The following is a 20637-nucleotide window of genomic DNA, read 5'->3' on the forward strand; positions in this document are numbered from 1 at the left end:
GCACCGCCCCGCTCGTTGACGACACGGCAGCCCCCGCCGGACCAGGAGGAGAACCCATGGCCACAGCCCGCACACTCGCCTACGTCGGCGCCCTCGGACGCGCCGTCCGGCTCGCGACCCGCGCCGGCGGGCCGTCGCTGGGGGACCGCGCCACCGCGCTGCCCCGGCTCCTCGCCGCCGTCCGCGCCGGGGACTACACCGGGACCTCGATGATGAAGCTCGGGCTCGTCGCCGCCGGCGCCGCGTACGTCGTGTCGCCGATCGACCTGCTGCCCGAGGGGATCCTCGGCATCCTCGGCCTCGCGGACGACGCGATGGTCCTCGGCTGGGTGGCGACGACCCTCGTCGAGGAGACCGAGCGGTTCCTCGACTGGGAGGCCGCCCAGGGGCGGGGCCCGAACGCGCCGCAGACCGTCCGCTCCGACGTCGTGGACTGACCCCGCACCGTCGTCCACAGGCGCCGCCTGGCGGCCGCGCCGTCCACAGATCGCCGCCGGGCCGTTCCGGGCCGGGCCGCCGGCGGCCAGCGTGGGGGCATGACCACATCGATCAGCCTCCGCGACTGCGGCGACGTGCTCGCCGTCCTTCCGTACCAGCTCGGGTACCACCCGCGACGCAGCGTCGTGCTCGTCGCCCTCCACGGCCGCCGCTTCGGCCTCATCGCCCGCGTCGACCTGCCGCCCGGGCCCGAGGTGCCGCGGCGGATGGTCGACGCCGTCGTGGGGCCGCTGCGCCGTGAGGGCGCCGAGCGCGTCATCGCCGTCGGGTTCGAGGACGAGCCCGACGAGTGCGTCCCCCTGCTGCTCGCCCTCGTCGAGGAGCTCGAGTCGCACGGCGCGGACGTGGTCGAGGTCGCCGTGGTCCGCGACGGCCGCCGGTACTCGCCGACCTGCGCCGAACCCTGCTGCCCGCCGGGCGGTGTCCCGGTCCCGTCCGCCGACGAGGTGCCCGGGGTCGCCGAGTTCGTCGCGCTGGGGGTGGCGCCGCTGCCCGACCGCGCCGCCCTCGACGCACTCGTCGCGGCCGACCCCGCCTCCGGCCCGGGCCCCGACCCCCGCGGGCCCGGCGGTCCGACCGGCCCTGCGGGGGCGCGCTCGGGCCGGCGCGCCGCGGCCCGGGCCTGGGCCACCGTCCTCGGCCCCCGGCCCGGGGACCGCCGGGTGGTGCCGGACCCCCCGGGGCTGCCGGGGCGCCCCGGGCCGATGGCCCTCGCCGCGGCCTCGCTGGCCGACATCCCCTTCCGTGACGCCCTCATCGCCTGGCTCGTCCCGGGGCTGCTCGAGCGCGACACCCTTGACCCGACGGTGCTGGCCCTCCTCGACCGGCGGCTGCCGCGTTGGGCCGGCATGGGCCGGTGGCCGGCCGGCAACAGCGACCCGGGGGAGCGCCGGCACCTGGTCGAGGTCCTGCTCGGGCTGTGCCGGGCCGTGCCCGACACCCGGCCCGACGATGCCGCGGCCGTGTGCACCGTCGCCGCCCAGGTGGCCTGGTCCGACGGTGACGGCGCGCTCGCCCGGTCGGCGCTCGACCGGGCCCTGCGGCTCGCTCCCGGGTACCGGCTGGCGGGGCTGCTCGATCAGGTCGTCTCCCGGGGGGTCCGCCCGAGCACCGTTGCGCCGCCGGGGTCCTGGGGCCGGGCGGGCTGAGCGGCGGCCATCGGGGGGTCTCGCGAGGATGACTGAGAGGGTGACTGCGGGGCCGTGGCGGGGCCGGGGCGGGGGAGGGCGTTGCGGGCGTTCGGACTGCGGACGGCAGGACCCCGAGCGGGGTCCGGCCGGTACGATCGGGGCAAGGTCATGAGTCCCAGTGCCAAACCCCGGTTTGCTGGGCGGCAACCCTCCTCGCGGTGGGGTGCCCCGGGTGATGACCGGGCCGTCCCGGACCAGGGCGGCAAGCGCGAACCGAGGAGTCCCGTCATGACCGCCACCTCCACCCGGTGGGCAGATGCCACCTGGCAGGACGGGGACCCGCCGGGTCAGCGCCGGTTCGCCGACGTCGGGGCGGTCGACCTCGAGCGGGGCGGGCACCTGCCCTGGGTGCGCGTCGCCTACGAGACGTGGGGCACGCTGTCCCCGACCGGTGACAACGCGGTCCTCGTCGAGCACGCGCTCACCGGCGACAGCCACGTCGTCGGCGACGTCGGGCCGGGCCACCCCACGCCCGGCTGGTGGCCCTCGCTCATCGGGCCCGGGGCCCCGCTCGACACCGACCGCTACTTCGTCGTCGCCGCCAACGTGCTCGGCGGCTGCCAGGGCACGACGGGTCCGTCGTCGGCGGCCCCCGACGGGCGGCCGTGGGGCGGGCGGTTCCCGTTCGTCACGATCCGCGACCAGGTGGGCGTCGAGGCGCTGCTCGCCGACGCGCTCGGGGTGCAGCGGTGGCACCTCGTGCTCGGCGGCTCGATGGGCGGCATGCGGGCGCTCGAGTGGGCCACGAGCCACCCGGGGCGCGTCGACCGGGCGCTCGTCCTGGCCGCGTCCGCCGCCGCGACGGCCGACCAGGTCGCGTGGTGCCAGCCCCAGCTGCTCGCCATCCGGTCCGACCCCGACTACCAGGACGGCCACTACTACGGCACCGGCCGCGCGCCGCTGACCGGCCTCGGCATCGCCCGCCGGATCGCGCACACCACCTACCGCCACGAGGGCGAGCTGGACGCCCGGTTCGGCCGGCGCCCCCGGGCCGGGGAGGACCCGCTGGGGGGCGGGGGCCGCTACGACGTCGAGAGCTACCTCGACCACCACGCGGCCAAGCTCGCGCGGCGCTTCGACGCGAACAGCTACGTCGTCCTGTCGGAGGCGATGAACAGCCACGACGTCGGCCGGCAGCGGGGCGGGGTCGCCGCCGCCCTCCAGGCGTTCGAGGGGCTGCTGCACGTCGTCGGCGTCAGCACCGACCGCCTCTACCCGCCGCGGCTGTCCGAGCAGATGGTGGCGGCCAGGCCCGGCACCGGGCTCAGCCTCATCGACTCACCGCACGGCCACGACGGCTTCCTCATCGAGACCGCGCAGGTCGGGGCGGTCATCCGCGACGTCGTCGCCCGGGCCTGACCTCGGCGCTGCGGTACGGTCGGTCCGAACAGGCTTCGGCCACCGAGGAGGAGATCGTGACCATCGTCGTTGGCTTCGTCCCCACGAAGGAGGGACGCGCCGCCCTCGCCCGAGCCGTCGAGGAGGCTCGAGGGCGCTCGACCAAGCTCGTCGTCATCAACTCGAACCGCGGCGGGCGCGACTTCGACCTCGACACGACCCGCACCGCCGAGGACGAGCTCGAGCGCCTCACCACCGACCTCGCCGGCGACGGCGTGGAGGTCGAGGTGCGCCAGCTCGTCCGGGGCAACGAGCCGGCGGAGGACCTCATCGCCGTCGCGACCGAGACCGACGCCGACCTCATCGTCATCGGCCTGCGCCGCCGGACGCCCGTCGGCAAGCTGATCCTCGGGTCCAACGCCCAGCGGATCCTGCTCGACGCGCCGTGCGCGGTGCTCGCCGTCAAGGGCTGAGCCCCAGGCCCGCACCGGCGTCAGGCGGTCGGGGGGAGGCCCGGCACGCCTCGCAGGCGGCCCCGGATCGAATGTTCGATGTGCTTGCGGGCTCTCGGCGAAGTTATAATGGTAGAGCGCGCCAGGCCGGGCAGGTCGAGAATCGACCAGGCCGAGGTGTCGCCCCGGACCCCCACCACCGCATCCGAGACCCCGCGTCCCGGTCTGTGGTTCTCCGCGACGAAAGGTAGTCGGTGTCGCCTGTGTCCACGACGTCCCCCGAACCCGCTCTTCCGCCCGAGTTCACCCACGCCGCCCTCCAGACCCTGGTCCGTCAGGGCCGCACCACGGGGTCGGTCACCGGTGAGCAGGTCGCCGAGGCCATGCGGGCCGCCGACGTCAAGGCCAGCCGGGGCCGGATCGTGCTCCGCGCCCTCGGCGACCAGGGCATCGAGGTGAGCCACGACGAGACCGTCGGTGTCGCCGCCGCCACGACCCGCACCGCGAAGAAGGCGTCCGCCACCTCGCGCACCCAGCCGGCGAAGAAGGCGGCCGCCAAGACCGCCGCCAAGACGGCGCCGAAGAAGGCCGCCACCGCGAGCACCGACGAGGCCCCCGCCCCCGCGAAGAAGGCCGCCTCCACGACCCGCAAGGCGGCCTCCGCTGCCGCGGCCGGCGCCCCGAAGGCCGCCCCCGCGAAGCGCGCCACGACGAAGAAGGCCGCCGCCGCTGCCGCCAAGGCCGCCGAGCCCGCCACCGAGGACACCGCCGAGGACGCGGAGGACGCGGACGACGACGCCACCACCGAGAACGCCGACACCGTCGTCGGTGGCACCGTGGCCGCCAAGGCCAGCGGAAAGGAGGGGGAGGACCGCGGCTTCGTCATGAGCAACGACGACGAGGACGCACCCGCTCAGCAGGTCGTCACCGCCGGCGCCACCGCGGACCCGGTCAAGGACTACCTCAAGCAGATCGGCAAGGTCGCCCTCCTCAACGCCGAGCAGGAGGTCGAGCTCGCCAAGCGCATCGAGGCCGGTCTGTTCGCCGAGGAGATGCTCAACTCGGGCGACAAGATCGACATGAAGTTCAAGCGCGAGCTGTGGTGGATCGCCCAGGACGGCAAGAAGGCGAAGAACCACCTGCTCGAGGCCAACCTGCGTCTCGTCGTCTCCCTCGCCAAGCGCTACACGGGCCGCGGGATGCTCTTCCTCGACCTCATCCAGGAGGGCAACCTCGGCCTCATCCGGGCGGTCGAGAAGTTCGACTACACCAAGGGCTACAAGTTCTCGACGTACGCGACATGGTGGATCCGCCAGGCCATCACCCGCGCGATGGCCGACCAGGCCCGCACCATCCGCATCCCCGTGCACATGGTCGAGGTCATCAACAAGCTGGCCCGCGTGCAGCGCCAGATGCTCCAGGACCTCGGGCGCGAGCCCACCCCGGAGGAGCTGGCCACGGAGCTGGACATGACGCCCGAGAAGGTCGTCGAGGTCCAGAAGTACGGCCGTGAGCCCATCTCGCTGCACACCCCGCTCGGCGAGGACGGCGACAGCGAGTTCGGTGACCTCATCGAGGACTCCGAGGCGGTCGTCCCGGCCGACGCCGTGAGCTTCACCCTCCTCCAGGAGCAGCTGCACTCCGTCCTCGACACGCTCTCCGAGCGGGAGGCGGGCGTGGTCTCGATGCGCTTCGGGCTCACCGACGGTCAGCCCAAGACGCTCGACGAGATCGGCAAGGTCTACGGCGTCACCCGCGAGCGGATCCGCCAGATCGAGTCCAAGACGATGTCGAAGCTGCGCCACCCGAGCCGCAGCCAGGCCCTGCGCGACTATCTGGACTGACCGACACACCGGGAGTCCGGTGTGAGTGCAGGTCAAAGGCCGTTTTGGCGCGACGATTGAGACGTGCGTTCGATGCACAGCGCTCCCAGTCCAGATATCACCTATGGTGGGCGGGTGGCGACATCCCCCTCCGACCTCGAGGCCCTCGAGCCTCTGGCCGAGTCCTGGATGCTGTCCCTGCGCGCCGAGCGCAAGTCCCCGCAGACCCTGAAGAACTACGGCGACGGCGTCCGCTTCTACCTGCGGTGGTGCCAGGGGTCAGTGCGCCCGCCACTTGAGCGGGACAGTCTGCGCCGGTGGGTGGCCGACCTCATCGACCAGGGCATGGCCCCGGCCACGATTCGCGCCCGGCAGCTGCCGGTCCGCCGGTTCACCGCCTGGCTCACCGACGAGGGTGAGATCGACACTGACCCCTTCGTCGGCCTGAAGTCGCCCAAGCTCGACGTCAAGGTCGTCGAGCCGCTGAGCGACGACCAGCTCCGCGCTCTCATCGCCGCCTGCCAGCCGCCCAAGGGAGCCACCCCCGCCGAGGCCCTGCGGCACCGCCGCGACGAGGCCATCGTCCGGCTCATGCTCGAGACCGGCGCCCGCGCCGGGGAGGTCGTCGCCATGACCCTCGAGGACCTCGACCTCCCCGGGGGCACCGCGATTATCCGGCGCGGCAAAGGCGGTAAGGGGCGCGTCGTCCCGCTCGGCCCGCACGCGGTCCGCGCCGTCGACCGATACCTCCGGCTGCGCCGCCACCACCGCCTCGGCGCGACTTCACCGGACCTGTGGCTCGGTGACCGTGGGAAGAAGTTCTCCTACGACGGGCTGCACAAGACACTGGGGGAGCGAGCAGCCGCGGCGGGCATCCCTGGCTTCCACCCGCACCGGATGCGTCACACCGCGGCCCACCGGTGGCTCGCCGCCGGCGGCACCGAGACTGGCCTGATGGCCGTTGCCGGGTGGACCCGTCCGGACATGCTGCTGCGGTACACCCGCGCCCAAGCGTCGGCCCGTGCCGCGGCCGAGGCCCGCCACCTGAACCTGGGGGAGCTGTGACCCGATTTCGGAACACCCCCGGTTCCCCCTACAAAGCGCTGGTCACCGACCTGTGGCCGCAACTCGGCGACGAGGACCCCCGCCAAGGCCGGTGGGACCTCGCCTACCGCGACGCCACCACGCGGACGGTGGCCCACCGGCCAGGGCCGGGGCAGCCCCTGCAGTTCGTGGATCGTGGCGCGGCCGACCCCCTACGCGCGCCGGAGATGCGGCCGCTACTGCGGGTGACCTGTCTGCCGCGGCAGCACAACCGCTCGAGGCCCCCGACCCTCGCCGAGGTCTGGCAGACCGCGCATGGGCTGCTGTTCATCGCCACGCTCCCCGGGCCGGCGGCCGTTCAGGACAGCCCTGACGGCGACCCTTTCGGCCCACCGGCCGCGCTTCGGCCCGCCGCTCGGCCGCCGGTGGTCCGGCCTCTCGGCGCTGGGTGGGTCCATGTGCCGGTCACCGTCGTCCGGGTCCTGCTCGATGACGAGGGGCAGGAACCTGATCTCTGGGTCAGGTGCGTGGATCACCCTGCCGCGCGCCTCGACCGCGTCAAGCTGTTCCGCGAGTACCAGCTGCACCTGGGGGCTACCGGGAGCGACGCGCCGCGACCGCGCTACGTTCGGCTGGACACCGTCGCAGCGCTATCCTCGACCTGACCCCGCGATCCGCCGGGGCTCGGCTGCGCGCACCGCTGGTGCTCCTCGGGAAGTGACGCCCCGAGGGGAAATCAAGGTGCCCCATGCCAGCGTCCACCCCCTCAGAACGTCACCTCATCGCCCGCGCCGCCGCGCACCACTCCTGGGCGACGACAGCCAACCCCACCGCGCGCACAGCACCCGCGCGCGGAGCGTTCCTCGCCAGGTTCGAGGACCAAGTCGACCCCGACCGCCAGCTCTCCGACGACGAACGTGCACGCCGCGCCACCAACGCCAGGAAGGCCTACTTCGCGAACCTCGCGAGGAAGTCCGCCCAGCACCGCCGGGACCGTGAGGGGCGCCGACTAGCCCTGGAGGAGCTCGCCAGTGCGACGATGCTCCTCGCTGCCTGCGCGTCCGAGGACGGCCCACCCGACCGCGCAGAGGGCGGCGACCCCAGTGCGCACACCGTCACCGAGGGGGGCGTGGCCCGATGAGCACCCTGGGCCTCCCCTCACAGGGCAACGGTGCTGGCCCCCAGCGCTCGATGTCCGCGTCCGTCACACCGCCACCCGCCACCGACACAAGCTCGGAAACCGGCGCCCCGGCCGTCCGGGTATCGCTACCGACTCCGCGGTCGGCGAGCCTGACACAGCTCGCACGCGAGCTCCCGCCCGCGCGGGATCGGCACGCGCACGGAGCTGGCGGTGAACACGGACGAGAAAGCCGCCCCCACGGGGCGGCCCTCGAGTCCCCTGCCACGGCGACTGATCCGATTCTCCCGCACGACATCCCAGAAACACAGCCCCCCCGACGCAGCACCCTGGACGTGTCCACGACGGGGCAGGTGGAGTGTCGGACGCTTCAGCACGCCATTCAGCTGCTCTACCCGTCAACAGAGACCATCTCCGTTCTCGAGCTGCGCCCACACGGAGGGAGGAGCACCCACCTTCTGCGAGCGGGCGACCCTCGAATCTGCGACCTGCGGCAGGACGTGAACGTCTACTTCGGAGTCAACCCTGTGCGCCCGGACCTGCCGTCTGGACACCGGGGGAGGGCTGAGGATGTGGTCCGCCTGGCGGCACTCTTCGCCGACCTGGACGTCAAAGACGGCAGCTTCAGGTCGCTCGACGAAGCACATCGGTGCGTGGGGCAGCTTTCGAAGGCGCTGGGTCCGCCGACGCTGCTCATCTTCTCCGGGCACGGTCTCCAGCCGATCTGGGCCACCGACCCCTCGGAGCCGGAGTTCTTCGTCAACACTCCCGAAGACCGTTCTCGACTGCAGGCCCTGCTCCGGCGCTTCGGCCGCTTCGTCGCCAACACGGCCCACGAGCAGGGCGCATCGGTGGACCAGGTCTTCGAGCTGTCCAGGATGCTCAGAGCGCCGGGTACGCACAACCTGAAGGTCCCCGAGGCCCCCGTAGCCGTCCGCGCAGACACCGCTGGCGGCCACCCCGTCGGGTATGACCATCTCGTGCGACTGCTCGACGAGCGAGATGTCGGAGCCTTCGAGGAGGACGCGGAGGTCCTGACCTCCGAAGCATCCGACCCCGCCAACTGGCCATGGCCGACGTCGACGTGCCGGTACTTCGAAGGGGTACGCACCGGATGGGCCACGGACAGGCCGCGCGGTTCGCGCCACAACTGGCTGGTGTCGCAGTGCACCCGCCTCGCGGTGGCGAGGAGAAATGGGTGTCTCACCGTGACGGACCACGAGCGGGCCCTCGAGGTCCTGCACAAGCGGTTCGACGCGCTGCTTAGCGAGGGCGATCCCCGGGTCGAGGGCTTCAAGGAGTTCGAGGACGCGATCGAGTGGGGCGTGAGGCGGGCAGCCACGAAGTCGACCGCCGAGTGCGAGGCCGAACTCGGCGGCCATGCTCACGAGGCCCCCGCCGCGGCGTCCGCGAGCACCCAAATGGTCGACCTCGCGAATCGGCTCTTCACGCTCGGCAGGCGGGACAGCGGCGAGGTGTTCGCCACCCGAAACTCGCAGCCGCATCTGGCCTGGGCTCTGGACGGCAGCGAACTCCGCTCAACCCTGGCCGCCGCCTACTACGAGGAGCACCACCGGGTACCGAAGAGCGCAACGGTCAGTGACGCAATCAGTGTCCTCGAGGGTCAGGCGCGAGGTCGTGCGCCACAGTCGGTCTCCGTGCGGGTGGCCGAGCATGACGGTGCCATCTGGATAGATATGGGAGACCAGGACGGCAAGGCGATCCACCTCCATGACGGCAGGTGGGAGGTGGCCTCGCGTGACGTGCCGGTGATCTTCGCCCGGTCCCCGCTCACCGCAGCCATGCCCATGCCCGCGCAGGACGGCGACCTCGACGCGCTCTGGGATCTGGTGAACGTCTCCGAGGACGACAGGCCCGTGGTGCTCGCGTGGCTGGTCGCCGCCCTAATCCGCCCCACGATCGCGCATCCCATCCTCGCGGTCTTCGGCGAGCAGGGCACTGGGAAGTCCACCACCTCGAGCATCCTGATGTCCCTGTTCGACCCGACCGAGGTGCTGATTCGCAAGCCCCCGGGCAACATCGACGAATGGGTCGTGCAGGCGTGCGGGTCGTACGGGGTAGCGCTGGACAACATGAGCGAGGTGCGTCCGTGGCTCTCGGACAGTCTCTGCCGTGCCGTCACCGGGGAGGCTGATGTCCGGCGCCGGCTCTACACCAATGGGGACCTGGTCGTCTTCAGCTTCCGACGAGTCATCCTGCTCAATGGGATCGACGTGGGTTCCCTCGCCGGGGACCTCACCGAGCGCGTGATCGAGCTGCGTCTCCCGCGAATCCACGGCACCGGGCGGAAGCTCGAGTCTGAGCTGCTGTCGCGCTGGCAGCGCCTCCACCCCAAAGTGCTGTCGGGCCTCCTCGACCTCGCGGCCAAGGTGCAGTCGATCCTGCCGTCCGTCAAGGTCGCCCTGCCCCCCCGAATGGCAGACTTCGCGCACGTCCTCGCGGGCGTGGACACCGTTCTCGGTACCAAAGGCCTGGACCGGTACCTGTGCTCGACCGAAGCCGCCATCGGGAGCACGGCCCACGATGACCCCTTCATCGCGGCGATGATGATCGAGCTGCACGGGCCGTTCGACGGGACCTCCGCTCAGCTGCTATCGAGGGTGGGCACCCCAAATGATCCGCACCCCGCGCGAACGTGGCCGAAAGACTCCCGAGCAGTCTCCCGAACCCTCCGGCGCGCAGCGCCCGGTCTTCGCCAGAACGGCTGGGAGATCGAGGACGACGGTGCTCGCAACAAGGACAAGGTCCTCAAGTGGAGCATCACCCCGCCCGAGGAGCACCGGACGTCTGACGGTGAGGACGACGAGCGCGAGGAGGACCCGCGGCCCTAGAGGGGCGCCATCATCCCCGCCATCCCCGCCTTCCCCGCGTTTTCCCGCCCCCGCCCTGGTTCGGCTCTGCGGGCCGGCGCCGCGCCGGCGGGTGTGGCGGGGATGGCGGGGGTGGTAGACCTGAGATTGCGGGCCGTGAGCAACGGCCTGAGCCCTGAGTTTCCGGGGCGAGTGGCAGGCCTCGCGAGTGGAGCAATACGTCGACACCGACTCAACTGGCGCCGGCCCTCGGCGTCTGGGGAAGAGTCACCCCCGGCCCTTGCAGTTGCGAGTGCGCCGGGTGCGAACAGATCGGGATGCACTGTATGAAGGCGGGCCTACTGCTGGTTCGGCCCCGGCTGTCCGAGGGTTGGGAGCCGATCGTGGACAGTCGTTTGTCCGCACGGTGACCCAGAAGCGGGCGTCCGCGCTGCCGTAGTTCGCTAACGGGCGGAGGTCGGCGGGAGACCAGTGGATGACCTTCCCGGGCTGGCCGCCTTCAATCCCGAGGAGCTCGCCGATGTTCTGGGCAACCACCAGAAGGCCTCGGGAGTGCTCAAGGCCCAGACGGTCGTCCAGGCGGCTGAGAACCTCGTGCGTGCTGGGGTAACCCGGGCCGCGGACCTCCATGATGACGAGCACCGACGCGCCTACCCCAGCGTCTACGGGCTTGGAGATGTGACGTGGGAGAACTTCACGATGCTGCTCGGGCATCCCGGGGTCAAGGCCGACAATGGAGCTCGGGGTGATGTCGTCACACTCGCTACTAGGACGAGCCTCGGTTCACCCTCCCGTGCCTTCCGGTGACGGTTCGGCTGGCCCATCGCTCTCTCACCTCGTCGATCACGATGATGATGCCGCCGACAGCAGCAATAGCGCCGACGACGATGAGGCCACCTAGCAGAAGATCGATCCAGCCGAGACCCTTCTCCCCCCACGGGTCGAAGACCTCGGCCCCGAAACCAAGGAGGAACATAGCGAGACTGACAATCACTATGAGGGAGGTCCCAGCGGCGCGGAGGGCCCTCTGCCATAGAGGTGGGGAGGGAACGGCGTCGATCGCCGAACGGAGCCGATAGCGCGTGAAAGTGTCCTCGAACGACTCCCCCGCGATGGAGGAGCGCCACCCGCGGAGCCGGGGGACGGGCTCGGCGGTGGAGCGCCGGGCAATGTCGGCCGCAATGGCGAAGGCGTCCTCAAGGGATGCGGCGTCGGTGTCGGTGTGCGGCCATGTGGGCGCGGGGTCCGTGACAGCAACTTCGCGACGGATTCTTGCGAGGTGCTCGAGGTCCAGCACGAGATGGCGAACCCGGTAGCGCCAGTGATGGCGCAGGAGGAGGACGACTTCGACCTGGCAGCTGCCTCCTGGGCCAAGGGACGCGCCGATGACCGAGCCAATGGCATAGGAGGGGTAGATGCTGAAGTTGTCGCGGTCGTTGGTTTCTATCTCGGGCAGGTCAGGCATCCGCGGGCTCCCTTCCGCGTCGGACCGAGTCGCCAAGAATCTGTCGGCAGCGTAGTGAGCAGGTGGCCAGGTCGACCATGACTCAATCGAGTGGTAGTCAGTTGGTCCTATGCGCCGCGGCTCGGTGATGGGCTACGGACAGCCTTCGGGAGGCGCCGCAACGATCACGGCAGTCGTCAGGCCCAGTCCTTGGACGGGCTGCGGGGGAGTGGATGCGGCCAGGCGGAGAAGTTCTTCAGCAGGGGTAGAACTGACTGTCAGGGTCCCGGTACCCGACCAAGACCTCATCGTGGTGCAGGAATGTGGCCCAGCTATTTGCGGGCACGCCGATACCGATCATGTTCACCTTGGCGGGGTTGAAGACTCGCTGCTCGTGTAGCGCTCGATCGAACAGCGCGCCGTCGGCCCCCCGGCGCACCACCACCTTCCACCCGTCCAGGGATTCGTTGGTGACGAAGATGATGTGTTGGTCTCCGTCGACGTCGGAGGCGAACTGCCCGGGTGGTAGTTGCGTCATGATGCAGCGCGTCCCTTTCGGACCGACGTCTGTTGAGCGCTGGCGCACTCGCCGAACGCCTCCCTCAGGTACAGGGTCACACTGCTGGCCGCTGGGGAGCCTGGAGCCGGCGGATTATGAGTCTGAGCCTGGTGGTCCTGACCTGTCGTCGTTGGTGCCAGGTCGTGCTCAGCAGTGACTTCTGGACCCCGCTCGTGGGCTCTGGTTGGCCCCCGTCTGCGGGGGTTGCGTAGCAAATCGTTAGCAAGCAGGCGTGGGGTCGCGAGGGTCACAGCGAACCTCCCACCCCGGACTGGCGGATGCTCTAGCGTCGGGGTCAGCGGTGCTGAGTATCGGTCCTCGAGATGTGGCCATCGGCCGCAGATCTCAAGGATGGGACGCAAGCGTGTTCGATGCACTGCCCCAGGGTTGGAAGCCTGCCCCTCAGCCCGTCTTGGATCTCGCACGAGATGCAGCGCGGCAGGTCCTGGAGGACGAGGACACCGTCAAGCGGGTCACTCAGTACTACCGGCGCGAGAGCAACTACGCCGGGGCGACCTTCTCCCAGCTCAACCCCAACGACCCCTTCTCGATCGGCGGCAGTGACCTCCTGGCCGTGCACATGCTGTCCGTCGACATCCCACAGGTCGCTGTCCGCCGGTTGACCGAACCCTGCTCGGCGTCAGCCCACCTGGCGCGACTTCTGGGCACCGACGCCCTCGACGTGGACCTGAACCTGCAGTCGGCCGGTTTCGAAACGCTCGAGGCGATGAGCGAGTTCTACGTCACCGTGAAGGCGGCCCTCCGGCCCGTCGGGGCCAAGACCTCCAGCCCCAAGGTGACCGCGTCCAAGATCTGTGCTCGTAAGCGCCCCGACCTCTTCCCGATCATGGACAAGCGCGTTCTACGCCTCTTGGGGACTTGGGACATGCGCGACTACGGCATGGACTGGCAGGTCTTCCGTCATCTGTTGGAAGACGAGGCCTTGATGGCGGCCCTGCGAAACGTCGTGGACCAAGCGGCTGCCATCGAAGGAGTCTCGGTGGGAGATCCGAACTGCATGCTTCGGCACCTCGACGTCGCGCTCTGGACTTCCACCCTTAGGTAGGTGCCCAGCGGGCTGGGCGCGGTGCACGCCCCTGGCCGCTTGTCCGGATTGCGGAGCCCGGTGCCTCTCGGTGGGGCACCACCGCTCGGCCGCGCATCCGTGATTGCTGTGAACCCCGCTACTGACTCCAGGGCGCTGAGCACCGACGTGACAAACTCGGGAACTTGACTGAGTCGAAGGGGCGTCGATGGAGTACCAGAAGTCAACCCGGGTGAGCCTGAAGTCCCACGCCGAGTTCAACGAGAAGTGGCTGCAGCAGCAGATCACCAGCGACGTCACGCTCCTGGGTCTAGGTGAGCTGGACGTCAAGGATGTCGAACGCCGCCAGCCTCGGTCAGGACGCTTGGACGTTCTTCTCTTCGACCCCGAGACCAGCACTCGATATGAGGTTGAGCTCCAGTTGGGGGCGACGGACGAGAGCCACATCATCCGGACCTTGGAGTACTGGGACAACGAGCGCCGACGGTTCCCGCAGTACGAGCACATCGCGGTCATCGTGGCGGAGGAGATCACCGGCCGCTTCCTCAACGTCATCAACCTGTTCAACCAGGCCATTCCCCTCATTGCCGTCCAGATGAGTGCGCTCGAGGTCAACGGCGTTCTAACGCTTCACTCCACCAAGGTCCTCGATCTAGCTCTGCCCGCACCAGAGGAGGAGGACGAACCTGGCCAGGACACGGACCGGTCCTACTGGCAGTCACGAAGCAGTGCGGAGATCGTGAACATGGCCGACCGGCTCCTCGAAGTAGTCAACGAGCAGGGTCCGGGGCTGTCTCTCAAGTACAACAAGAACTACATCGGACTACAGCGCGACGGGGTCCCGGACAACTTCGTGTCCTTCCGGCCGCGGAAGGAGCACTTGATCTGGGAGGTCCGGATCGAGCGTGATGAGGAGCTTGACGCTCGTCTCGAAGAGTCCGGGCTCAACGTGATGTCGTACAACAAGCGCTGGAGGCAGTACCGGCTTCACCTCGTGCCGGGCGACCTGAAGAGCCATGGGGAGCTGATCGTTGACCTTGTGCGGCGGGCACGGGGTCTGCCGGAAACCACGGTGGCCGACCATGGCTGACTTGGAGGCGGCCATCGCCGAGCTTGAGCTTGTGAGGGAGCGGGTCCGGACCATCCGGACGCTTCACTGCGAGCCCAAGTCAAACCAGAACCCGCGGTACCTAGCGCTCTCCAACGCGGTCAGCAACCTGACCAAGGCCATCGACGACATGAAGAGTGATTGCTAGAGGCTGGAGGGGCCTCACGCCGCCACACCTCTCCACGGTGGTCCGGGTGCAGTCGTCCTGCGTCGACGCTTCGCCACCCAACGCGAGAAACCGGCAGGTCAGGGCAATCGCCACCAAGGTCCGAGCCCCGGGCGGATGCCCCGGCTATGGTGACGGCCATGGGGGCAGAGGCGAGCGCGGAAGGGCTTCCGGCGGAGCAGCGTGCCCGCGTGCTCATAGATCGCCAGCTCGCGGATGCGGGCTGGGCCGTGCAAGACCGGAAGGACCCGAACCTCTTCGCCGGGCCTGGTGTCGCGGTCCGTGAGGTCGTCATGAAGCCCGGTCACGGCCGGGCGGACTACCTGCTCTACGTCGACCGTCGGGCCGTGGGGGTGATCGAGGCCAAGCCGCAGGGGACCACGCTGAGCGGTGTGGAGTGGCAGTCGGCGATGTACGCCGACGGGCTCCCGGACGCGATCGCGAAGCGGGCGGTCACCATCGAGGGCCGGTTGCCCTTCGTCGTGGAGGCCAACGGGTCCGAGACCCACTTCACCAACGGTTACGACCCTGATGCCCGCGCCCGTCGGTTGTTCTGCATCCCGCGGCCGGGGACCCTGGCGAAGGTCATCCGGGACGCGGAGACCGACCCGGAGCGCCCTACCTGGCGGGCCAAGGTCCGGGATCTGCCCGACCTGGAGACCACCGCTCTACGCCCGGCCCAGATCACTGCGATCGAGGGCATCGAACAGTCACTCGCCGAACAGCTCCCTCAGGTACAGGGTCACACTGCTGGCCGCTGGGGAGCCGGGAGCCGGAGGATTGTGAGTTATCAGATCTGGGCAAGTCGCTTCCAACCACTCGAACCCCATTGAGCACACCACGGCAGTTCGGACGTGATCGTCGCCGGGTATTGCGGCGACAAGGTAGTCGGCTGCATGTCGTAGGACCTGGAGTTCGAGGTCAGACTCCTGCACGCCCTCGGCATAGAGGGCGTTACGGAACTTCAACCTGAGGATGCTGCGCCCGGTCTTGAGCGGTAGGGCCTTCCTCACCAGGACAGGAGAGAAGTACGGGACGCATCTGCCGGAGTATCCGGGGATCATCTGCCAGCCGTACCAGCTATTCGGTTGCAAGGTTAGGCGCTGCGGTCCCAGCGTCACAGCGCCCGTACTTCCGAGTGCAGAGTTGACGCGTGACCGACGCGCACGGTGAGTTCACCCATTTTGAGAGCCTACTCAATGTGCTTGTCGATCGGCTCGGAAATGCCCGACCCGGGGTGTCAAAGGGGTTGGCAGCCGAATCGCCTTGAAGCGACCCGGCTTCATGTACGCCAGGTTCCACTGAGGACCCTGGTGGACGTGGGCATCTCCGATCGTCGGCTAGCTCCAGTGGAGCTGGCCATAGACCCGGGCCCGCTCGGCCACGGGGTCACCGTCGAAGTCCTGCCCAACTTCTCCGGTCCGCTGACCCACGACAACGGCCGCTAGGGACGGTTCCCCACGTCGCTGACAGTCGACGGACAAGAGGTCCAGCATGCGGCCCATACCGTTGGGGGCCCAAGGCAGCTGCAGCCTGTCCTTGAGCTCGCCGTAGGTGACGGTCCCCGCGTCGGCAGCGACTTGAATCAATTCGTCCCGGATAGAAGGCAGGTAGTCGTAGGCATCCTGCGTCACACGAACGACGCGACCCTTCATGGGGATCTCTTCACCCAGCTTCAGCATGAGGCTCATCCGATGATCTTGGCAGGCCAGTGCGGGCTAGCGATGGGCCGAGACCGCCCAATCACGAGACGATATCGACGGGGCGGAGGTGGCCTTCAGCGGGGTCGAGCGGATCGCTGGACGAGGACCTCGGTCGGCGACACCACGACCAGGCGGCGGGCGTCCCCATCCGTAAAGGTTGCGAGCCGCCTCCCAGGCAAGTCCGGACGGGTAGACGTGACCGTGCCGTTGCGTGGCGAGGATAAAGGGCGACGGACGCGAGGGGCTTGCCCCATTCTGGATGGGCCTCAAGTCGGGGCGGGCCAGTTTCTGGTGTACTTAGTGGTCAGTGCTCTCCTTGATTGATTCACGTCGATGCACGGGATGTCGCGACCAGAGACCGGCTCGACGTCGACTGGAACGGGCAGGCCGTCCTCCAGGGCGAGACCTACGTGGAGACCCTGAACCTCAGCAAGGCAGGCCCGATCGACCAGCTGTCGTGCGACTACGGCGGCCATCACCAAGGAGCAGGCGCAGTACGCCGCAGATCTTCGGCAAGTGAGGGACGGATGAAGAAGTACCTGCCCATCGTCACCATCGCTGCGCTCGGCTTGGCCGGGTGCGGCGGAACCACCGAGGCCGCCGCGCCAGCGGCGACGGAGGAGTCGACCCCGACTCCGTCTGCCAGCGTGGACGCGGCGAAGAAGAAGGAGAAGCCGTCAGCCATAGACGACTACCTCGACAGAGCCGACAAAGCTGCTGCCGAGGAGAAGCCGTCGGCCATAGACGACTACCTTGACGGTCTCGACGAGGCTGCTGCAGAGCCGTCGCCGATCTGGCGCTGCTCGTATTCGGTGACATACAACGACGACTGGCACGACGATGTCGTCTGCTCGAACGGCGCCGAAGAACACCGCCCCTACCTTCGTGAGTGGGACGACTTCATCACTCAAGACGAGATCATGGAGTCGGCACGCGAGTATGAATGGCACCTCAACGGTGGGGAACCGGGCTAGGGACGGCTCTAATGCGACGCCCTGGGGTGGGCCATCACCACCGTCACTACGGTGTGCTATAGCGATCAGTACCTCGTCACGGCCGAGGTCGATTCATCGGCGTCGCGCTGATGCTCTCGGGGATCGCGCTCATCGGTGTCATCACTTCGACCTTCGCCTCCTGGCTGAAATCGAACGGGTCGAGGCGGTCGAGGAGGAGTCCCGGGCCGCCCCCGTGAGGGCATCCAAGTGCTGGCCGCCCAGCTTGCCGAGATCCGCGCAGTTATTAAGTCGACCGTCGCGCAGTTGGGGTGATCGAGGCCAAGCCGCCGATCATCACGCTGAGCGGGTTGGAGTGGCAAGCGGCGATGTAGGCGGATGGCCTCGCGCAGGCGACCGCGAAGCGGGCGGTGAGGTCGGCACGATGTGGGGTCGGGAGCTCCCGGCGCGTAGTACCGGGCTGGTCGGTGGGCGCGGATACGGTGAGCGTTGGCCGCTGCGCGTGCAGTCGGCTAAGTACGAGGAGACACGATGACCCCCACGACGAGCCAGGCGCAGCGCGCCGAGGTGCACAAGACCATCTGGCGCATCGCCAACGACCTGCGCGGCAGTGTGGACGGCTGGGACTTCAAGACCTACGTGTTGGGGTTTCTCTTCTACCGGTACATCTCGGAGAACTTGGCCTCTTACATCAGCGCCGGTGAGCACGAGGCCGGGGATGCGGCCTTCGACTACGCGCGCCTTCGCGACGAGCAGGCGGAGTTCGGCCGGGCCGAGACCGTCGCGGAGAAGGGCTTCTACATCCTGCCGTCGGAACTGTTTGCGAACGTCCGTCGGCGTGCTGCGCGAGACGCGAACCTCAACGAGACCCTCGAACGGGTGTTCCGCCACATCGAGGGCTCCGCCATGGGCACCGACAGCGAGGACGACCTCAAGGGCCTGTTCGACGACCTCGACGTCAACAGCAGCAAGCTCGGCCAGACCGTCGCCAAGCGTAACGAGAAGCTCGTCAAGCTGCTGGACGCGATCGGTGACCTGCCGCTGGGTGGCTTCCAGGACAACTCGATCGACCTCTTCGGGGACGCATACGAGTACCTGATGCAGATGTACGCCTCGCAGGCTGGTAAGTCCGGCGGCGAGTACTACACCCCGCAGGAGGTCTCCGAGCTCCTGGCCCGGATCACCGTGGTCGGCAAGACCAGCGTGAATAAGGTGTACGACCCAGCCTGCGGCTCCGGGTCGCTCCTGCTGAAGTTCGCCAAGGTGCTCGGCAAGGAGAACGTCCGGCAGGGGTTCTACGGGCAGGAGATCAACCTGACCACCTATAACCTGGCGCGGATCAACATGTTCCTCCACGACGTGAACTACGAGCAGTTCAACCTCGCTCACGGCGACACCTTGATCGACCCCGCGCATTGGGACGACGAGCCGTTCGAGGCGATCGTGTCCAACCCGCCTTACTCCATCAAATGGGACGGTGACGCTAACCCGCTGCTCATCAACGACCCCCGCTACTCACCGGCAGGAGTGCTCGCGCCCAAGTCCAAGGCCGACCTGGCTTTCACAATGCATATGCTGTCCTGGCTCGCCGTCAACGGCACGGCCGCGATCGTCGAGTTCCCTGGTGTGCTCTACCGCGGCGGCGCGGAGCAGAAGATCCGGCAGTACCTCATCGACAACAACTACGTCGACACCGTCATTCAGCTCCCGCCGGACCTGTTCTTCGGCACCACCATCGCGACCTGCATCATCGTGCTGAAGAAGTCCAAGTCCGACAACGCCGTGCTGTTCATCGACGCGTCCGCCCAGTTCACGCGGGTCGGCAATAAGAACAAGCTCGACGAGCCGCACCTCAACGCCATCCTCGACGCGTTCATCGCCCGGATCGACACCGACCACTTCACAAAGGTGGTCCCCAACGACGAGATCGCCATCAACGGCTACAACATCGCCGTCTCCTCCTACGTCGAGCAGCAAGACACGCGCGAGAGCGTCGACATCACCGCCCTCAACGCCGAGATCGCACGCATCGTCGCCCGCCAGCAGGAATTGCGCACCGCCATCGACGCCATCGTCGCCGACCTCGAGGGCGCGCAGTGAGCGGCATCGACGACCTTGTCAGCGATGTCTGTCCTGATGGCGTTGTACACCTCCCGCTGGGTGAAGTGGGGCGTTTCGCGCGCGGGCGTCGCTTCACCAAGCAGGACCTTGTCGACGATGGCATTCCCGCCATGCACTACGGCGAGATTTACACCGGCTACGGACTGTCGGCAGCCGATCCGTTGTCCCAGGTAAGGGGCGACCTCGCACCGCATCTTCGCTTCGCCCTGCCAGGCGACGTCGTCATTGCAGCCGTCGGCGAGACGGTCAAAGACGTCGGTTGGGGGGTCGCGTGGCTCGGGACTACGCCCATCGCAATCCATGACGACTGCTTCGGCTTTCGCTCGAGCGCGCTCGACCCGAAGTTCGTCGCCTACTACCTCCGGACAAACGCGCTCAACGCTGAGAAGGCGAAGTACGTGGCGCGCGCCAAAGTCAAGCGGCTGTCCGGCGAGGGTCTGAGCAAGCTGACCATCCCGGTCCCCCCGCTTGAGGTGCAGCGGGAGATCGTGCGGATCCTCGACACGTTCACGGAGCTGGAGGCGGAGCTGGAGGCGGAGCTGGAGGCGGAGCTGGAGGCGCGCCAGCTCCAGTACCAGCACTACCAGGAGGTCCTGCTCAATCTAGTGGATGCACCGTTGGCCGATGTCGCGAGCCTTGGTCGGTGGCAAGGAGGGATGACACCTTCGAAGGCCAACCCCAACTACTGGGACTCGGGGGAAGTGCCGTGGCTAGCTTCCATGGACGTGAGCGATTCCAGGACCGATCAGATTCGAGGGCGGGTCACGGCTCTTGCACTCGCCGAGACCTCCCTCAAGGTCGTACCTGCCCCATCGGTCGCTGTCGTCATGAGATCGAACATCTTGCGACGAAGACTGCCTATCAGCTTCGTCAACGTTGACACCACGGTCAATCAGGATGTGCGTGCACTCCTGCCACGTGCCGGAGTCGACGTGTCCTACGTCTACCAAGCGCTCCGCTCTGCCAGTGAAAGCATTCGGGCGAGCTGCGTGCGCACGGACGGTTCGATGGCTGCGCTCGACACCGAGAGCTTCCTTTCGTGGCAGATTCCCCTTCCGTCGCTGAACGAACAGCGGAGGATCGCTGCGCAGCTCGCGAACTTCGATGCGATCGTCAACGACCTCTCGGTCGGCCTCCCAGCCGAACTCGTCGCTCGCCGAAGGCAGTACGAGTACTACCGGGATCGGTTGTTGACGTTCAAGGAGCTCAGGGCGTGAGCAAAGG

19 protein-coding genes, 1 pseudogene and 1 riboswitch are annotated in these 20637 nt (G+C 68.5%); of the genes and pseudogenes, 17 read left to right on the plus strand and 3 right to left on the minus strand.

What is annotated here, in order from left to right:
- The first annotated feature begins 56 nt into the window (after positions 1 to 56).
- The 9 genes from Q0963_RS02965 (at position 57) to Q0963_RS03005 (ending at position 11121) form a co-directional block, all read left to right on the plus strand.
- Positions 57 to 437: a YkvA family protein gene (locus Q0963_RS02965; protein ID WP_299442230.1), complete on the plus strand. Its 381-nt coding sequence runs from the start codon at positions 57 to 59 to the stop codon at positions 435 to 437.
- Positions 438 to 536: 99 nt separating this feature from the next.
- Positions 537 to 1646 (plus strand): DUF4192 domain-containing protein, encoded by a 1110-nt coding sequence (locus Q0963_RS02970; RefSeq protein WP_299442231.1) that lies wholly within the window; start codon positions 537 to 539, stop codon positions 1644 to 1646.
- A 146-nt stretch (positions 1647 to 1792) separates the two neighbouring features.
- Positions 1793 to 1903, plus strand: a riboswitch (SAM riboswitch).
- A 13-nt stretch (positions 1904 to 1916) separates the two neighbouring features.
- Positions 1917 to 3047: a homoserine O-acetyltransferase gene (locus tag Q0963_RS02975; RefSeq protein ID WP_299442232.1), complete on the plus strand. Its 1131-nt coding sequence runs from the start codon at positions 1917 to 1919 to the stop codon at positions 3045 to 3047.
- A gap of 56 nt (positions 3048 to 3103) precedes the next feature.
- On the plus strand, positions 3104 to 3499 hold the full coding sequence (locus Q0963_RS02980; protein WP_299442233.1) for a universal stress protein: 396 nt from the start codon (positions 3104 to 3106) through the stop codon (positions 3497 to 3499).
- A gap of 242 nt (positions 3500 to 3741) precedes the next feature.
- On the plus strand, positions 3742 to 5322 hold the full coding sequence (locus Q0963_RS02985; RefSeq protein ID WP_299442234.1) for an RNA polymerase sigma factor: 1581 nt from the start codon (positions 3742 to 3744) through the stop codon (positions 5320 to 5322).
- A 114-nt stretch (positions 5323 to 5436) separates the two neighbouring features.
- Positions 5437 to 6366, plus strand: a complete 930-nt coding sequence (locus Q0963_RS02990; protein ID WP_299442235.1) for a tyrosine-type recombinase/integrase — start codon at positions 5437 to 5439, stop codon at positions 6364 to 6366.
- 727 nt (positions 6367 to 7093) lie between these two features.
- Entirely contained in the window at positions 7094 to 7486 is a 393-nt protein-coding gene (locus Q0963_RS02995) for a hypothetical protein (protein WP_299442236.1), read from the plus strand.
- Between the two features lie 497 nt (positions 7487 to 7983).
- The gene (locus Q0963_RS03000) at positions 7984 to 10335 is read left to right on the plus strand and encodes a hypothetical protein (RefSeq protein ID WP_299442239.1); all 2352 of its coding nucleotides are present in this window, start codon (positions 7984 to 7986) and stop codon (positions 10333 to 10335) included.
- 450 nt (positions 10336 to 10785) lie between these two features.
- Positions 10786 to 11121, plus strand: coding sequence for a hypothetical protein (locus tag Q0963_RS03005; RefSeq protein ID WP_299442241.1), 336 nt, complete (start codon positions 10786 to 10788; stop codon positions 11119 to 11121).
- Here the strand turns inward: Q0963_RS03005 and Q0963_RS03010 are convergent.
- Positions 11081 to 11779 (minus strand): hypothetical protein, encoded by a 699-nt coding sequence (locus Q0963_RS03010; RefSeq protein WP_299442242.1) that lies wholly within the window; start codon positions 11777 to 11779, stop codon positions 11081 to 11083. The two genes, Q0963_RS03005 and Q0963_RS03010, sit on opposite strands and share 41 nt — an antisense overlap.
- Before the next feature lie 235 nt (positions 11780 to 12014).
- Complete coding sequence (locus Q0963_RS03015; RefSeq protein ID WP_299442244.1) at positions 12015 to 12344, minus strand: hypothetical protein; 330 nt, start codon at positions 12342 to 12344, stop codon at positions 12015 to 12017.
- A 337-nt stretch (positions 12345 to 12681) separates the two neighbouring features.
- On the opposite strand from Q0963_RS03015, the gene Q0963_RS03020 reads away from it, so the two are divergent.
- The 4 genes from Q0963_RS03020 (at position 12682) to Q0963_RS03035 (ending at position 15469) form a co-directional block, all read left to right on the plus strand.
- Positions 12682 to 13383: a DUF6308 family protein gene (locus Q0963_RS03020; RefSeq protein WP_299442246.1), complete on the plus strand. Its 702-nt coding sequence runs from the start codon at positions 12682 to 12684 to the stop codon at positions 13381 to 13383.
- 187 nt (positions 13384 to 13570) lie between these two features.
- A complete protein-coding gene (locus Q0963_RS03025; RefSeq protein WP_299442248.1) occupies positions 13571 to 14452 on the plus strand; it encodes a hypothetical protein in 882 nt (293 codons plus the stop codon).
- Entirely contained in the window at positions 14445 to 14618 is a 174-nt protein-coding gene (locus Q0963_RS03030) for a hypothetical protein (protein WP_299442250.1), read from the plus strand. The genes Q0963_RS03025 and Q0963_RS03030 overlap by 8 nt, the downstream gene beginning before the upstream one ends.
- Positions 14619 to 14776: 158 nt before the next feature.
- On the plus strand, positions 14777 to 15469 hold the full coding sequence (locus Q0963_RS03035; RefSeq protein WP_299442252.1) for a hypothetical protein: 693 nt from the start codon (positions 14777 to 14779) through the stop codon (positions 15467 to 15469).
- A 507-nt stretch (positions 15470 to 15976) separates the two neighbouring features.
- On the opposite strand, the gene Q0963_RS03040 is transcribed toward Q0963_RS03035, so the two are convergent.
- Positions 15977 to 16327 carry a hypothetical protein gene (locus tag Q0963_RS03040; protein WP_299442254.1) on the minus strand — a complete coding sequence of 117 codons (351 nt, stop codon included), beginning with the start codon at positions 16325 to 16327 and terminating at the stop codon, positions 15977 to 15979.
- A 332-nt stretch (positions 16328 to 16659) separates the two neighbouring features.
- On the opposite strand from Q0963_RS03040, the pseudogene Q0963_RS16550 reads away from it, so the two are divergent.
- From Q0963_RS16550 to Q0963_RS03055, 4 genes and pseudogenes are all read left to right on the plus strand, one after another.
- A pseudogene (locus tag Q0963_RS16550) lies at positions 16660 to 16800 on the plus strand (hypothetical protein); the annotation flags it as partial.
- 66 nt (positions 16801 to 16866) lie between these two features.
- Complete coding sequence (locus tag Q0963_RS03045) at positions 16867 to 17313, plus strand: hypothetical protein (RefSeq protein WP_299442256.1); 447 nt, start codon at positions 16867 to 16869, stop codon at positions 17311 to 17313.
- A 510-nt stretch (positions 17314 to 17823) separates the two neighbouring features.
- Positions 17824 to 19392: a type I restriction-modification system subunit M gene (locus Q0963_RS03050; protein WP_299442258.1), complete on the plus strand. Its 1569-nt coding sequence runs from the start codon at positions 17824 to 17826 to the stop codon at positions 19390 to 19392.
- Entirely contained in the window at positions 19389 to 20630 is a 1242-nt protein-coding gene (locus Q0963_RS03055; RefSeq protein ID WP_299442259.1) for a restriction endonuclease subunit S, read from the plus strand. The genes Q0963_RS03050 and Q0963_RS03055 overlap by 4 nt, the downstream gene beginning before the upstream one ends.
- The last annotated feature ends 7 nt before the right edge of the window (positions 20631 to 20637 follow it).

The organism is uncultured Phycicoccus sp. (assembly GCF_947495705.1).
GTDB lineage: Bacteria > Actinomycetota > Actinomycetes > Actinomycetales > Dermatophilaceae > Phycicoccus.

What these genes read in the sequence shown, in the direction of transcription:
- Q0963_RS02970 (WP_299442231.1), top strand. Translation starts at nt 537, where the DNA reads ATGACCACATCGATCAGCCTCCGCGACTGCGGCGACGTGCTCGCCGTC.
- Q0963_RS03025 (WP_299442248.1), top strand. Translation starts at nt 13,571, where the DNA reads ATGGAGTACCAGAAGTCAACCCGGGTGAGCCTGAAGTCCCACGCCGAG.
- Q0963_RS03040 (WP_299442254.1), bottom strand. Translation starts at nt 16,327, where the DNA reads ATGAGCCTCATGCTGAAGCTGGGTGAAGAGATCCCCATGAAGGGTCGC.
- Q0963_RS03050 (WP_299442258.1), top strand. Translation starts at nt 17,824, where the DNA reads ATGACCCCCACGACGAGCCAGGCGCAGCGCGCCGAGGTGCACAAGACC.
- Q0963_RS02975 (WP_299442232.1), top strand. Translation starts at nt 1,917, where the DNA reads ATGACCGCCACCTCCACCCGGTGGGCAGATGCCACCTGGCAGGACGGG.
- Q0963_RS03045 (WP_299442256.1), top strand. Translation starts at nt 16,867, where the DNA reads ATGAAGAAGTACCTGCCCATCGTCACCATCGCTGCGCTCGGCTTGGCC.
- Q0963_RS03010 (WP_299442242.1), bottom strand. Translation starts at nt 11,779, where the DNA reads ATGCCTGACCTGCCCGAGATAGAAACCAACGACCGCGACAACTTCAGC.
- Q0963_RS02995 (WP_299442236.1), top strand. Translation starts at nt 7,094, where the DNA reads ATGCCAGCGTCCACCCCCTCAGAACGTCACCTCATCGCCCGCGCCGCC.
- Q0963_RS02965 (WP_299442230.1), top strand. Translation starts at nt 57, where the DNA reads ATGGCCACAGCCCGCACACTCGCCTACGTCGGCGCCCTCGGACGCGCC.
- Q0963_RS03035 (WP_299442252.1), top strand. Translation starts at nt 14,777, where the DNA reads ATGGGGGCAGAGGCGAGCGCGGAAGGGCTTCCGGCGGAGCAGCGTGCC.
- Q0963_RS03030 (WP_299442250.1), top strand. Translation starts at nt 14,445, where the DNA reads ATGGCTGACTTGGAGGCGGCCATCGCCGAGCTTGAGCTTGTGAGGGAG.